This is a genomic window from Pseudanabaena biceps PCC 7429, assembly GCF_000332215.1.
GTDB classification, from domain to species: Bacteria; Cyanobacteriota; Cyanobacteriia; order Pseudanabaenales; family Pseudanabaenaceae; genus Pseudanabaena; species Pseudanabaena biceps.
In genome coordinates, this window is record NZ_ALWB01000157.1 from 1 (window position 1) to 14565 (window position 14565).

At 43.2% G+C, this 14565-nt stretch carries 14 protein-coding genes; 6 read left to right on the forward strand and 8 right to left on the reverse strand.

Features of this window, described 5'->3' with window-relative positions:
* The first annotated feature begins 216 nt into the window (after window positions 1-216).
* Window positions 217-699, forward strand: a complete 483-nt coding sequence (locus PSE7429_RS16045) for a transposase (RefSeq protein ID WP_009628316.1) — start codon at window positions 217-219, stop codon at window positions 697-699.
* A gap of 214 nt (window positions 700-913) precedes the next feature.
* Here the strand turns inward: PSE7429_RS16045 and PSE7429_RS16050 are convergent, their stop codons facing one another.
* From PSE7429_RS16050 to PSE7429_RS16065, 4 genes are all read right to left on the reverse strand, one after another.
* Window positions 914-2341 carry a carotenoid oxygenase family protein gene (locus PSE7429_RS16050; protein WP_009628317.1) on the reverse strand — a complete coding sequence of 476 codons (1428 nt, stop codon included), beginning with the start codon at window positions 2339-2341 and terminating at the stop codon, window positions 914-916.
* 209 nt (window positions 2342-2550) lie between these two features.
* Window positions 2551-2901: a hypothetical protein gene (locus PSE7429_RS16055; RefSeq protein WP_202950460.1), complete on the reverse strand. Its 351-nt coding sequence runs from the start codon at window positions 2899-2901 to the stop codon at window positions 2551-2553.
* A 53-nt stretch (window positions 2902-2954) separates the two neighbouring features.
* Complete coding sequence (locus PSE7429_RS16060; protein ID WP_009628319.1) at window positions 2955-3419, reverse strand: cupin domain-containing protein; 465 nt, start codon at window positions 3417-3419, stop codon at window positions 2955-2957.
* A complete protein-coding gene (locus tag PSE7429_RS16065) occupies window positions 3416-4000 on the reverse strand; it encodes an NAD(P)H-dependent oxidoreductase (RefSeq protein ID WP_040689083.1) in 585 nt (194 codons plus the stop codon). The genes PSE7429_RS16060 and PSE7429_RS16065 overlap by 4 nt, the downstream gene beginning before the upstream one ends.
* 168 nt (window positions 4001-4168) lie before the next feature.
* Between PSE7429_RS16065 and PSE7429_RS16070 the strand changes: the two genes are divergently transcribed.
* The 3 genes from PSE7429_RS16070 (at window position 4169) to PSE7429_RS16080 (ending at window position 6874) form a co-directional block, all read left to right on the forward strand.
* On the forward strand, window positions 4169-4723 hold the full coding sequence (locus PSE7429_RS16070; RefSeq protein WP_009628321.1) for a PadR family transcriptional regulator: 555 nt from the start codon (window positions 4169-4171) through the stop codon (window positions 4721-4723).
* Between the two features lie 33 nt (window positions 4724-4756).
* A complete protein-coding gene (locus tag PSE7429_RS16075) occupies window positions 4757-4936 on the forward strand; it encodes a PCP reductase family protein (protein WP_009628322.1) in 180 nt (59 codons plus the stop codon).
* 249 nt (window positions 4937-5185) lie between these two features.
* Window positions 5186-6874: a GspE/PulE family protein gene (locus PSE7429_RS16080; protein WP_009628324.1), complete on the forward strand. Its 1689-nt coding sequence runs from the start codon at window positions 5186-5188 to the stop codon at window positions 6872-6874.
* Window positions 6875-7084: 210 nt separating this feature from the next.
* On the opposite strand, the gene PSE7429_RS16085 is transcribed toward PSE7429_RS16080, so the two are convergent.
* Window positions 7085-7369: a DUF427 domain-containing protein gene (locus tag PSE7429_RS16085; protein ID WP_009628326.1), complete on the reverse strand. Its 285-nt coding sequence runs from the start codon at window positions 7367-7369 to the stop codon at window positions 7085-7087.
* Between the two features lie 144 nt (window positions 7370-7513).
* Here PSE7429_RS16085 and PSE7429_RS23790 point away from each other — a divergent pair, with 144 nt between their 5' ends.
* Window positions 7514-9655 carry a sugar transferase gene (locus PSE7429_RS23790; protein ID WP_009628327.1) on the forward strand — a complete coding sequence of 714 codons (2142 nt, stop codon included), beginning with the start codon at window positions 7514-7516 and terminating at the stop codon, window positions 9653-9655.
* A 232-nt stretch (window positions 9656-9887) separates the two neighbouring features.
* Here PSE7429_RS23790 and PSE7429_RS16095 read toward each other — a convergent pair whose 3' ends face one another.
* The 3 genes from PSE7429_RS16095 to PSE7429_RS16105 form a co-directional block, all read right to left on the reverse strand.
* Window positions 9888-10280: a response regulator gene (locus PSE7429_RS16095; RefSeq protein WP_009628328.1), complete on the reverse strand. Its 393-nt coding sequence runs from the start codon at window positions 10278-10280 to the stop codon at window positions 9888-9890.
* 84 nt (window positions 10281-10364) lie between these two features.
* The gene (locus PSE7429_RS16100) at window positions 10365-10739 is read right to left on the reverse strand and encodes a response regulator (RefSeq protein WP_009628329.1); all 375 of its coding nucleotides are present in this window, start codon (window positions 10737-10739) and stop codon (window positions 10365-10367) included.
* Between the two features lie 167 nt (window positions 10740-10906).
* Window positions 10907-13918 (reverse strand): AAA family ATPase, encoded by a 3012-nt coding sequence (locus tag PSE7429_RS16105; RefSeq protein WP_009628330.1) that lies wholly within the window; start codon window positions 13916-13918, stop codon window positions 10907-10909.
* Window positions 13919-14057: 139 nt separating this feature from the next.
* Here PSE7429_RS16105 and PSE7429_RS16110 point away from each other — a divergent pair, with 139 nt between their 5' ends.
* The gene (locus PSE7429_RS16110; protein WP_009628331.1) at window positions 14058-14423 is read left to right on the forward strand and encodes a hypothetical protein; all 366 of its coding nucleotides are present in this window, start codon (window positions 14058-14060) and stop codon (window positions 14421-14423) included.
* The last annotated feature ends 142 nt before the right edge of the window (window positions 14424-14565 follow it).

Genomic DNA, 14565 nt, shown 5'->3' on the forward strand with positions numbered 1-14565 from the left:
ATCAGGCGGTTGAGTTGTTCTATCAAATGTGCTGCGCTTAATCGCATGATTCAACTTGCTAAACCTGTCTCCTGTTCTGTTGTTCGTTAATTATCTATCCTAATATTCTCTATTCTTTTGTCTTCTTTTTATTCATGCAACAACGCCTTATTAATTTATAAAGACAATCAGTAATTTATTGGTTATACGAACACTGTTTTTGTTGATTCTTCTAGGTTGAGCAGTTACAAAATTGCTAACCGATTAGCATCACCAGAAGCAGTTGGTATTGATGGCAACAAGTTCGTCAATGGGAGAAAACGACATATTCTTGTGGACACATTGGGTTTGCTATTGATAGCAGTAGTTACTGCGGCAAATCTCGATGATCGCAAGGGGGCAACCATGCTTTTAGAAAAAATCAACCAAATTCGTGACCGTTTCCCCCGTCTATCAACGATTTGGGTAGATCGTGGTTATAGTGGTAAAGCTTTCATTCTGGCGATTCTGCATACTTTTTACTGGTGTTTGCAGGTTGTCGTTCCTCCTGTGGGGCAAAAAGGCTTTGTTGTCCAACAAAAGCGCTGGGTGGTTGAACGTACTTTTGCTTGGTTTTCTCGCTTTCGGCGTTTGACAAGAGAGTACGAACTTTTACCTGAAACTTCTGAGGCTTTTTTCTATGTCGGCATGATTCAGATCCTCCTCAAACGTCTCGCTTAACTTCTCAAACACGCTCTTATATTACTCCTCTTATATCAATTATCAATTCACGAAAGTGTGACAACACTTTTGTGAATTAAAAACTAAACCTAAAGCCTGAGGCGCACGCGCAGCGTGCGCCTCAGGTTTTAGATCTGAATTTGAGTTACTTAAGGGTTTTTAAGTTAAGAAATGGCTACGCCATTTCTTAACTTGATATTATTTTAGGATCGCCTTATGAGCGCCAAGTGCCATGAAAACCCATGGGCACGATACTAGGTAAGGCTAAGCGACAAACTGGCTCGGAGTCTAAGCGATCGCTATCAAATACCCATACCTCTGAACTTTCGCGATCGCCATCAAAGACAACGGTAATCACATAACCACGGTCGGGACGGGTCAAATCGGGAGCAAAAATTGGTTCCATTGGATAGCAATTTGTACCAAGATCGGTTTCAGCTAGAGTATTGGTTTGACGATCGTAACGAGCGATCGCATTAAACAATTCAGTTTGGGGAGTTGCTGATTTTCGGACAGAGAGATAGGTATAGCGAGAAAACTGTCCGACTTCGGCAGGTGCGACAATCGGAAATTCCGAACCTCGATCCATTAGCTGCGCAGTTTCAAGGAATTCTCCCGTTTTGGGGTTGAGCCGCATTTGCCAAAATGTTCCCTGCGCCTTGGTTTTAGTATGCCCTGAGGCAACTTCTTTGAGGAATTGATTAGTCGTAAAGTCCTCATAGCGAATCAGGTCAAAGACCACATTGCCATCGCGATCGCTATAGCCATTACCAAAGTGCCACTGAAACCAAGGCTCGACAATATTACGACTGACTAATTCAAGGTTGTGGCGATCAAATACTAAAATTTCCGTTCCCTCTTCAGGCTTCCAATCTAATGAATCGCTGTAGCTCTTTAAATTCAGTAGCACTGGCAGTGGATTCATCCGCAGGGGTGGTACACAGAAAATCAAATAATCTCCTGCGAGGACAAAATCATGGATCATCGATAGTCCAGTCAAAATTGTCTGATTCTTGGTGATGAGATTGCCGTGACGATCGCTACGATAGATATGTAAAGTCGCATCCTTCCCATAGGAAACTCCAAAATTAAAAATTTCCCCTGATTGTGGATCGCGCTTGGGGTGAGCCGAATAGGGCAAATGCTTCTGTAATCCTTCGAGATTTTCTAATCCGTAGGTTTCGAGGGTTTCTAAATCTAAAGCATGGGGCAATCCTCCTTCCCATAGTGCTAGAAGCTTGTCGGGCAAGGCTAGGACAGAAGTGTTTGCCACATTTTTAGAAGACTTGCCAAAGCGATGTAGCCATGAGCCTGTGGCGGTCATACCGTAATTGCCAAAGATCAATTTATTGGCTTTTTCTTCAATTAAATATCCTTCAGTTTGCACGTAGCGATAGGTGGCTCTTGCTTGTCCATCGGCAAAATGCACGGCAAGAATCGCGCCATCGCCATCAAACCAATGCCCCACAATAAATTCACCACGTTCTAGCCTCGCGGGACCATTGCGGTAAAGAGAACCTTTGAGATTTGTGGGAATCTTGCCAGAGATTGTCGAGAGGTTTGTGAGAGGGAATTCCTTCGCTGGTTTAGCGATCGCCTTTGCCCAAGATGCCGATTTTGAATTTGAAATAGTTGTAGTCATGATTTAATTCCGTCGGTTGAATAGGATTGCTGAGGTATTTTTGCCGTAGGCAATGGGAAATCTCTAGGGATTTCTAAGTAGCTAAACATGAGTAAACTTAAACCCTAGAGGAGCGTATCGCCCGCGTAGCGGGCGGTACGCTCTCTGGCTTTGGGTTTTATGCCGAACTACTTAGAAATCTCTAGAAATCTCTAGAAAGCTGGAAGGGCTTAGGGTAACTGTCTTTTCTTAGAACTCTGTAAGGCTTGAAACCAATGCCCAGACAAGACAAACCGAGGAAACGTAATCCATTGTTCCAAAAGGAGCCGAATGATCGCATTGATTGGACTGGAGAAAGGCTCGGCGGCATATTCCTCAAGGCTATGCCCTTTTCCTTGCATCGATATCGATAAAATCATCAGTCCGATGCAACCCATGACAGCCATTAGGGAACCATTCAGAATGGCGATCGCCAGTCCAAGGTTTGCCGCAAGGAATAAAGGAACTAAGATAATATGGAGAAGCAGGTTCTCCCTTGAGTTGTGATTGCGCAGGTAACTACTCCACTGCCATTGAAGCATTTGCGGTATGTTCATGGTTTTGTGTCATTAAGATTAATAACTAAGATTGGTAACTAAGATTGATAAGGAATTCCGTCTTTATGGGTAAATTGCCAGCCTTGTTCGGTCGAGATAGCGACAAGATCGTCATCGGGATAATTTCCTGCATCGTTGGGAAGGCGATCGCCAATTTCTAGGTAAGTTGCAACTGCATCTGAGTGATTGTAAAGACAATGTCCATTTGCCTCACCCGCAGGAAATCCTACCGCTTGACCAGCTTTTAAAATAGATTCACCTTCATCGGTAATCAGGGTTAATTCTCCCGATAGCATGTAGATAAACTCATCTTGCTTTGTATGCCAGTGCCGAAGTGCCGAACGAGATTGTGGTGCGAGGGTGGTTAAATTTACGCCAAAGTTCTTTATGCCTGCCGCATCGCCTAAACGTTTTTTTTCGCGCCCAGCGACAACGGGCTTAAAGCGATCGGGATAGTTAGAACCTGTACGAATGGGGACTTGATTGGGGGCGATGATGTTCATAAATATTGATTTCCTAAATTTCCTATTTGATTTAGCCACTTCTGTCTTTGGGCTAGATTGGAAGTTTTAACGCTACCAATGGTAGTGATTTTTACTGGTTTGACACCACAAAATTCCAGAATTGTATTTTTCATCGCCTTATGCCCTGGGCTACCATTGACAAATCGGTAATACCAAGGGGGCGCGTCCATAGTGACAATTAATCTGGCACTTTTTCCTTTGAGAAGACGATCCCACCAAATAGAATCTTGACGATATTTGAAGGCAAATCCTGAGGTAAACACCCGATCGATAAACGCTTTCAGCAAAGTGGGCATCGTTCCCCACCAAGTCGGATAGACAAAAACTAGATGTTCCGCCCAACGAATTTCATCTTGTGCCTTCAGTACATCCTCTTCGAGTTCGGGAATTAGTTTGGATCTATATTCGGGTGGATTGAAATTAAATTTCAAGTCATTGATGACCAGCTCACGTACTTCCGCACCAGCGGCGATCGCTGCACTCTTATAGGCTTCGGCAAGGGCAAAACAATAGCTGTCGGGGTTGGGATGTCCTTGTAAAATCAAGATTTTCTTACTCATAGCTTTATTTGACGTTTCCTTCTTCAAGGTTCCTGCCCTAAAAGCAAGCCTTACTCTTAAACTTTATTTATATTCAACTAGGTTACTATTCACTTAATTGAATATACTAAATAATGTATACTCAACTAAGTGAATATGTCAATCCCAGTTCAAATAAATTTCAAACCTATGTCTCTTGCTCATGCCATCATGGTTTCTTTGATTTGCGAACCGAAAAGTGGTTACGACCTCGCTAAACAATTTGATGGGTCGGTGGGATTTTTTTGGCAGGCGACCCACCAACAGATTTATCGGGAATTAACGAAACTAGATCGGCAAAATTGGATTGCCGCCGAAGCGATCGCTCAAGAGGGAAGACCTGACAAAAAGATATTTTCAGTTACGGATTTAGGCTTGTCGCATCTGAAAACATGGTTATTGCAATCCAGCGAAGTTGCCACCGTCAAGGATGAATTTTTGCTTAAAATTTATGCTGGCTATCTCGTTCCTGAAGCAGAAATTGTTAATAAAATTCAGGAGCATCGCCAACTGCATCAGCAGCAACTGGAAATTTATCAGGCGATCGAGCGCAACTTTTTTAGCGATTTGCAATCTTGCAGTAGAGTGAGTCGCTTTGCCTACCTAACTTTGCGCCGAGGGATTATCTTCGAGCAGGGCTGGATTACTTGGTGTGATGAAGTTTTACCTTTAGTTGCAGAGCTTTCTAGCGATCTCATGGGTTAAAATTTGTTTCGTAAAACCAAAACCTAAGACGCAATGAGTGAAAAGATTACATGGACTCCTGAGGCGGAAGCTAAGCTCAAGGATATTCCTTTTTTTGTCCGTCCTTTTGCTTTTAAAAAGATTGAAAAATATGCTCAGGACAATGGTTTAAATCCCATCACTATTGAGGTTTACGAACAGGCAAAAAAACAGTTCAACAAGAAATATGACTAGCGGTTTCTAAAAGAGCTTACCCAATGGTTACTCCCTTCCCAGTAAAGAAGTAGACGTTGCGGCGCGAAGCGCCGCAACGTCTACTGTAGCTAGGCTTAATTAAATATAAAACCTAAAAGCCTGTGGTGCACGCGCAGCGTGCGCCACAGGTTTTTAATTTGGATTTTAATTATGCCTAGCTACTTATCTCTAAGGATTGCCTTTATTTGCTGATAGTATATTGGCAAGTTCAATAGTGGGCTAACGGGAATGAGTCAAACACAGTCAGTTGGGGAATCAGTTTGGAAACGTTTACGGCATGGCAATATTGCATCCTGCGAAGAGGCTTTGCAGTTTCTTATTGATATTGATGGAAATGTACATCTAAATTGGCTAGACCAAGAGCTAAACTATCGATTTTTTCGCGAATTTGAAGACCGTAGTATTTTGCCTCCAGTGATCCCGTTATTACTGTGGCGAAATTGTTTTTATATAGGTAGTCCCCAGACTCTTACCGATGAAGATATCAAAATGATCGGCGATCGCATTTTGACCGATGTCAAAGCGATCGTGATTTCTAGTGATAGCTATCGCAAGTGGTTTCGCCGCCAAAATATCCCTAATCCCAATCAAATTCACTCAGCACAGGCGATCAATCCGCTCACGGGTGAGGCTGAGCAAGTTGATATTGGCGAAGTGACCGATCTGTATTTATCTCAGGCTGTCGATCAGACGCGGCGGATTAATGCACTCATCTCCATCGCCCTCCAACATCGAGCCAGCGATATTCACCTAGAGCCTACACCTAGGGGGCTGCGCGTTCGTTATCGGATTGATGGGATTTTGCGCGATATCAAAACTTTACCCCTTGAGATCAGTCGCAAAATCATTGTGGCGTTAAAGGTCATGTCGGATATGGATATTGCCGATAGCCGTCGTCCTCAGGATGGTCGCATCGGCAAAGAATATACCAGTGATGAAAGCTTGCATCTCAATCTCGATATGCGGGTGAGTACTCTGCCCTGTGTCTGTGGAGAAAAAGCGGTCATTCGCCTATTGCCCCGCGATAATCCTTTTTCTAGTCATCTAGAATGTTTGGGATTTAGCGATCGCGCCCTAAAAATCTATGACAATTGGCTAAGGCAACCCCAAGGGCTAATCATCATGACTGGTCCGACTGGATCGGGCAAAACCAGTACCCTATATACCAGTTTGCAGGCGATCGCTCAAGAACATGTCAACGTGATTACGGTTGAAGATCCCGTTGAATATATCCTGCCAAACATTACCCAAACTCAAGTTTGTGAACCCGCAGGAATGACCTTTGCGGCGGGGCTGCGGGCAATTTTACGACAGGATCCCGATATTGTCATGGTAGGAGAAGTGCGCGATCCCGAAACGGCAGAAACCGTTGTAAGAGCGGCTCTAACGGGGCACCTTGTCTTATCCACAATGCATACTAACGATGCGGCTAGTGCAATCCCTCGCCTCAAGGATTTAGGTCCTGATCCCGGACTTATCAGCGATGCTTTGTTGGGAGTAGTTGCCCAGCGTCTTGTCCGTAAAAACTGCCCCCATTGTTCCGCCCCCCATCATCCCACTGGAGCGGAATTGCAAGCCCTCAGACTCGAACGCGAAGATATCGACATCGGTCGTTGGCGCAAGGGCAAAGGATGTGATAAATGTTTCTTCACGGGCTATATTGGGCGCGAAGCGATCGTCGAGCTGATCGATATTGATGACGCTTTTCGGCAAATGATTTATGAAGGGACGATCTCCCAAATGAATCGCTACCTCAACGAGATTGATTTTCATTCGTTCCGATTAGCGGCAATTAATAAGCTGAACTCTGGCACAACTACAACGGAAGAGATATTGCGAGTTTTACCTAGGAGTGCTCTCCATCGCGTTAATTCACCGATCTCGCGCCAAGCTCATATTAAGGCGGTCAATACTTAAGTGATCCTGAAAGATTAGACATTGCAGCGCAAAGCGCCGCAATGTCTAATCTTTCAGTAGGAAGGGAGTAGGAGCCTGTAGCGATCGCTACAGGCTCCTAAGTAACTAAGCATAAGTAAACTTAAAACCTAGAAGAGCGTACCGCCCGCGTAGCGGGTGGTACGCTCTCTGGTTTTGGATTTTAATTATACTGAGCTACTTATCTACTTATCAAGACTGGACTTTTACGCCACGCCAAAAGGCAACATGTCCTTTAATTTGTTTGGCGGCATCCTTGGGTTCTGGATAATACCAAGCTGCATCTTTGTTAGTTTCACCATTTACTTCAATGCTGTAATAGCTTGCTACCCCTTTCCAGCCACAAGTCGTATGAGTAGCACTGGGTTTGAAATATTCCAAATTTAAAGAATCCTCAGGGAAATACTGATTTCCTTCGACGACTTCACAGCGATCGCTTTCAGCAAGCACGACACCATTCCAAATAGCTTTTGGCATAAATCTGCAAGTTTTAAAATTTATTACATTTTTTATTGTAATGCTTGATAAACTTAGTGTCAGTTTAAAGCACTATACTCTAGTTTATTGAGTTACTTTCAACATTGAAAAGTGCTGAGTTAAGATTTTAGTCAGGCTTTAAAGATGCTTTTAGTCACTGTTGGCACAGAACAATATCAATTCAATGCTCTTATGCATTGGATCGAACTATTGCTCAAGTATCAACTAATTAATGAAGAGATCTTGGTGCAGTATGGTTTTTCAACTTATTTTCCCGATGGAACCAAAGCCTACAGAAATCTGACTGAGCAAGATTTTTTATATCTTGTCGATCGCGCCAGTCTGATCGTTAGTCATTGCGATGAGGGTATTGCTCAGTTATTAGAAGATAAAGACATTCCCTATGTCCTCGTGCCACGTTTGCAGAGATTTCGAGAATATATTGATAATCATCAAATGGAGGTTGCTGATGATTTTGAACGTCGAGGGATTGCGATCGCCAGATCGCCTGGAGATTTAGTCAAATTTATTAAACTACAACAAACTTCGACGGTAATTCCTGAAGTCAATGAATCCCAACTATGTGAATATTTAAAAAATCGATATCACCCCCAGAAACTAATGCTAGTTTGTGCTGCGGGTGGTTATTTTCGCTATATGCAAAGCCTGAAAGAATTTTGGAGTAATTATAGCGATCGCCTATGGGTATCGGTCAGAAATAGTACTACGGAAAGAGAAATTGAAGATACTAGAAAATACTGGGGATATATCCCTGTAAAAAATAATTTAGGAAATTTTATCCGTAACTTATTCCTAGCACTTAAAGTCGTTCCTTCTCAAAAGCCAGATTTAGTAGTTTCTACGGGCTCAGGTTTTTCGGTTCCCTATCTACTAACTGCTCGATGGGTTTGTCGCAGTAAAGTTGTTTACATCGAATCTAAAACCCGTTTCCAAAATGTCAGTTTTACGGCTTGGCTATTGATGAAACTCCATGTTCTCGATCTTATTGTGGTTAGGAGTGAAGCGATCGCCAATCTCTATCCTCAAGCTATTTATATCCCAGTTAGTAAGGATCTAACTCACCTAAACAATAAGCTAAGCCGAGATTACAAGCAACCTTCGATCGTTACCTTTGATGAGATTGCCTTTATATTTAGCCCAGAAAAATTTATGTTTTCTACGGCTAGAGAATTTCTCATTAACTTTCAGACTATCTGCAACAATGAGGAATCCTATCAGAAGATTGTGATCGATATGAGTCATACTACTATGATGGATAGTGCGGGATTGGGAGCCTTGACTAATTGTTTGAGAATTGCCATCCTTAATGAGACAGAATTGGTTCTCTGGAGTGTGAGTGATGCGGTGAGCGCTTTGATCGGGCTTTCTTCACTGGGCAATTTATTTGTCATCGAAAAAGATAGCAATACTTTTCGCGTTCCTAATTCTATCCAGAGGACTAAAGTAAGAAATATTACGAAATTTGGATTGCTTCTATTTCGCACTCAGCGATTGTTAAAACAAATTCCTTTTCTGAGGGTCTTTTATCCCATCTTAAAGTTTTTATTCCCCTTTATTGACATAGATCCCAGCGTTCCCGTTCATCCTTCGGTACGCAATCCGATCAAAAGACTCATTGATATCATTGGCTCGTTAATTGGCTTAAGTTTTACTGCCATTGTCTTTATCCCAATTGCGATCGCAATTATGACCGAAAGCAAAGGTGAGATTTTGTTTGGACAAGTTCGTTGTGGATTACTGAGCAAACCTTTTCGTATCTGGAAGTTTCGCTCTATGGTCAAGAATGCGGAACAGCTCAAAACCAAAGTAGCTAATCAAATTGATGCAAATTCAGCATCGGTGACGGCTATTAGCGACAATCTAAGTTCTGGTGACAAATTTTTTAAAAATGCTGATGATCCACGCGTAACTAAAATTGGCAAATTTTTAAGAAAAACCAGTATTGACGAATTTCCGCAGTTTTGGAATGTCTTAATTGGTGACATGAGCTTGGTCGGAACTCGTCCTCCTACCTTTAATGAAATCAACTCCTACGAACTCGAACTTGAATACCATGACGAACGGTATACGGAATGGAATCGTCTAGATGTTAAACCAGGAATTACGGGAGTATGGCAAGTCAATGGACGTTCTAACGTGCGAACTTTTGCTGAAGTCGTTAACTACGATATTGAATATCGCAAGAACTGGAGCATTTGGTACGATCTAGAACTAATCGTCCAAACGGTTCTGGTTCTCTTTGATAAAAAGAATAAAGCGGTGTAATTATTTTTGTTAAATTCGCAAAGCATTGTATCCTTTTAAGCAATAAGCAGTTAAGCATAATTAAAAACCAAAACCAGAGAGCGTACCGCCCGCTACGCGGGCGGTACGCTCATCTAGGTTTTAAGAAAGCGCTATCAACCCCAAGAGGAGACGGGCGACACTTTGCGCCGCCCGTCTCCTCTTGGGGTTTGATAGCAAAAACCTTTGTTTACCAATTTGTTTACCAATTTGTTTACCAACCTAAGATGCGACAGATTTCCGAAAAGATCTTGAGCGGATAAAATGGTTTGGCGATCGCCCCCTTTACTTTTAATTTGGCGATCGCTTGCGGTTCGGTTAAATCTGCGCGAGATGTCAATAAAATAACAGGAATATGGGCAATTTGAGGATTGGCTTCTAGTTTTTGCAGGAAGGAGAAACCATCCATATTTGGCATGATGATATCGAGAATAATTAAGTCGGGGTTGATTTCCGTGGCTAAGACTAATGCTTCTTTCCCCGATTTTGTAGTAACAGTACGACACCCATGGAGCAACTCTAAGCAGGTTTGCAAGATATCACAAATAAAAGCTTCGTCATCGATGACTAAAATTGTTTTGTCAGTATAGGTAGATTGAATATTCATTAATAGGTATAGAGTTCTTAATCTGTAATTAACAACATATTAATTACTAAAAATGAGAACAATGTGAGGCGATCGCTGATCGCCTCACCAATCTAAGATTTGGGCAATGCGATCAGCGATCGCCATCGGATCAAAGGGCTTGGCGATTATTCCGACTACACCTAAATTCTCAAAACATTCGCGATCGCGAGATTGTACCTTAGCAGTCAATAGGATGACGGGAATATGTTGCGTATGGGAATTCGCTTGGAGATTTTGATAGACTTCGATACCGTCCATAGCGGGCATCATCACATCAAGAAGGATGGCATCGGGCTGGAGATCCTCGACAATGCTAAGCCCATCCTTACCAGAATTGACGACGCGCACTTGCCAACCTTTAAAGCTTTCTAGACATACGGCAATTACCGCAGCGAGATTGGGTTCATCGTCGATCAGCAAAATTGATTTGGTAGACATAACTGCTCCTAAATAGCTCCTAACTAAACTGCTCCTAAGTAGCTACTCCCTTCCCACCAAAGAAATAGACATCAAAAACCAATAATTAGCGTTGCGGCGCGAAGCGCCGCAACGTCTAATTCTTCACTGGGAAGGGAGTATCATAATCCTCAATTAAAAACTTGCCATCATCCTACTAACTGTATGGTAGAGCCTTCATCACCTTTAGACACTTCGATGAGCGTGTTAAAGGCTTCCTTCATTTGTGGCATATGGGTAATTACCAAAATACATTCAAAATCTGGGGCGATCGCATTAATGGCACTCACAAGGCGATCGCAACCCAATCGATCTTGACTGCCAAATCCTTCATCAATAATCAGGGTTTGCAAAGTGCTGCCTTTGCGTTGGGCGAGTACGCGGGATAGGGCAAGTCGCACTGCAAAATTGATCCGAAAGGCTTCCCCCCCTGAATAGGTTTCATAGGGTCTAGTGCCTTTAGTATCAGCGATTTCAATATCGAGGGTTTCGATCAGCCGATCATTTTTTTTGCCAGATTTTTGGGTGATAAAGCGCACGTTTAATTGCCGATCGCTGAGTTGAGCGAGGATTTGATTGGCTTCTACTTCAATTTGGGGTAATACATTTTCCAGCATCAGAGCTTGAATGCCATTCTTGCCAAAGGCTTGATGGAGCTCGGTATGAATGCGTTGGCGATGGCGGGCAAGTTCGATTCGGGTGAGGGTTTCCCTTTCCCTTTGTCGGTTTTGCTCTAGTTGTTGTTGCGACTGCTGAAGGCTACCAATTTGCGATAATAATCCATCCATTTGCGATCGCCAATCTTGGCAATTTTGCCGCAAAGAACGGATTTCCTCCGCATGATCGCCCTGCAAAGATTGACATTGGGTCTGCAATTGTGCGATTTGATTGGTCATAATTTCCAACTCTTGCTGGTGGACATTATGTAATTGCTGCAATTGTTGAACCTGTTGCTGAAGTTCGGGATATTCCTGCTCGGCGCGAGCCAGTTCTTGATATTGCAATAGTGCTGGCGTTAATTCCTGTTTTTGACTGCGAAGTTGGTGGTGGATATCGGGATCGTAAGCAAGTTGGACGAGTGCGCGATCGCATTGTTCGAGTTCGTGCTGAACTTCGAGATCGATCAGATTTTTCTCAAGGCGATCGTGTAATTGCTTGATTTTGGTTTGCAGATCGGGAATTTTTAGTGCTAAGTTTTCGGCTTGACGCTGAGCATTTTTTAATTCCGACTGCTTGACCTCAGCCCATCGCCACCGCTCGACATCGCCACGGGCAAGGGCATGATTTTTTTCGTCATAGGCAAATTTGCGAATATTCCGATCGATCAGTTCCATCTCCTCCCATGCTTCGCGGCTATAGTTGTTAGTCTGAAGGCGATCTCGTAATTCCGCAATCTCCGCATCAATTAGCTCTAGCCTTTGCTGCGCCTCAGCGATCGCCTTTAAACGTTCCTGTAAATTGCCCTTACGTTGAATCAAATCGTTGAGTGGCGCGATCTCTTTCATGAGATTGCGATACTCTTCCCGCAACACTTGAATTTCGCATTCAGAAGCTGCTTGCTGCTCCTTCACCACCCAGATATCCGCTTGTAAATCGCGAGATTCTTTTTTGTGCTTTTTCTGTACCAGTTGCCAATGAGCTTCATCTAGGGGGCGATCGCACAATGGACAGGGGGCATTGGGGACGGTTAATTGCCGCATTTTCGCTTCTAGTTTATTAAAAGCTGCTTCACCATCCGCCAAACGTATTTTTAAACGCTCTAAAAAATCGCGCCGTTCTAATCCTTTTTCATGGACTCGTTGTTGATAGACTTGTTTTTTTTGTAAAAGTACAATTTGGCGATCTAGTTCCTGAGCAGCAATAAGCAAGCGATCGTGGTGCTGAACCTGTAAATATAACTGTTCCCTCTTCGCCACTAGTTCCTCTAATTTGGCAGTGAGTTTTGTCTGTTCTCTCTCTAACTGGTGCTGAAGTACTTGATGGCGATGGATCAAGGGCGTAGATTGCCCATGAAGGCGATCAAACTCTTGTAAGACTGACCGCGCTAAATTTAATTGGGCGATCGCTACTTCGATTTCTGGGGCTCGACCGAGAATACCTTGCAGATCCCTTTCTTGCTGGACTAAAGCCTCCAACTGAGCCTGATAATGGCGCAATTGCGCCTTAAGTTCGGTTTGCAATCCTGTCAGTTTATGGCTGAATTCAACTCGCCGATCGCTTAGATGTTGATAGGTCTGAAACTTACATTCGAGTTCTGCTGTTTGCGTGGCTAGCAATTGGTAGCGATCGCGATCTTGCAAAATTTGCGATCGCTGCGACAGGGTTGCTTCTAACTGCTGGATTTGTTTGCACTGACTCAGCAATTGGCGATCAGTTTGCATGAGATTACTAGTTAAGCCCGCTTGCTGCTGCTGGAGCCAAGTTAATTGCTGCAAGTGACTTTCATACTGTTTCTGCAATTTCTCCGCCACCTGCAAGCGATCGAGATCGCGGCTCTCCCAGCCCTGTAATTCTGTTAACTGCGATTGCAATGCTGTTAACTGTGGCGAGATCGCTTCCCCTGCCAGAATTTGCGCCCTAAGATGTACCAGCATATTCTCTAACACGATCGATTCGGCTTTACTGGTTCGAGCAATGTCCTTAGCGCGTTCTGCCAACTCGTCATACTGCGATAAAGCCAGCATATCCGCCAAAATTTGCTTGCGATCGCTCGGACGCTTGAGCATAAACTCATCGGCACGCCCTTGGCGCAAATATACCGAATTGATAAAGGTTTCATAATCCATTTTGAGGTGCGAAACAATGGTCTGTTGCGTTGATCGCACCTTTCTTTCTGTCAGCGATTTAAATTTCCCTTCACTCATAACCTGAAATTCTAGCGATGTTGAACTATTGCGCGATCGCGTCCGCATCACTCGATAGACCTCTCCCCCTGCCATAAAGGTAAAATCCACTTGCGCTTCTTTAGAGCCAACATGAATCACATCATCTTCCGAAGCAACGCGACTTGCTCCCCAAATTGCCCAAGACATCGCTTCTAACAAAGAAGATTTCCCCGACCCATTACCACCGCAAATACAAGCAACATGTAGCCCACTAAAATCTAAGGCTAGTTGCTGATAGCTCAGGAAATTTTTTAATCGTAATTTCTGAGGAATCATGCGATCATCTAATTTAGCTTGAAAGAATCTTTACTTATACAGCTATACTAATTATTATCTAACGATCGCGACAATATATCTTTTCCTATGAATTTAGCTCTAAATAAGCAACTTACCACAAACCAAAGTCGAGGGAGTTATGGAAGTATGGGAACAAATTAGTCGTCAAAGAGTGAAGTACATCGTCGATAGTTATCAGTTAGATGGTGAAGACGATGAGGATTTTAATGAATATTTAGAAGACTTACTCCAAGCCTACGCACCGCCTCAAATCGAATTAGCGCTTGTGGAAACCTTGGTCGCCAGTTGGCAAATCACTCCCCTCATTCGTGGTGTTGCTTTCTTAACGCGATCGCATGACCTTTTAAAGTCTTGGGAGACCCATCCCACCACACCCAAAATATCCTCTACGCATTTCCGCTTAATTACCAGCTTAGATCCCACCCCTGTATTTGGTAATGGCATTGATCTACCAACCAAAATCATGTTTTCTACCGCTAAGTAGCTGGGCATAATTAAAACCCAGAATCAAAACCTGTAGCGCAAGCGCAGCGTACGCTACAAGTTTTGGGGTTTTATATTTAATTGCACCTAGCTACTTACAGCAATTATCGATCAAACGAACCACAAGGAAATTTTTGAAAGCG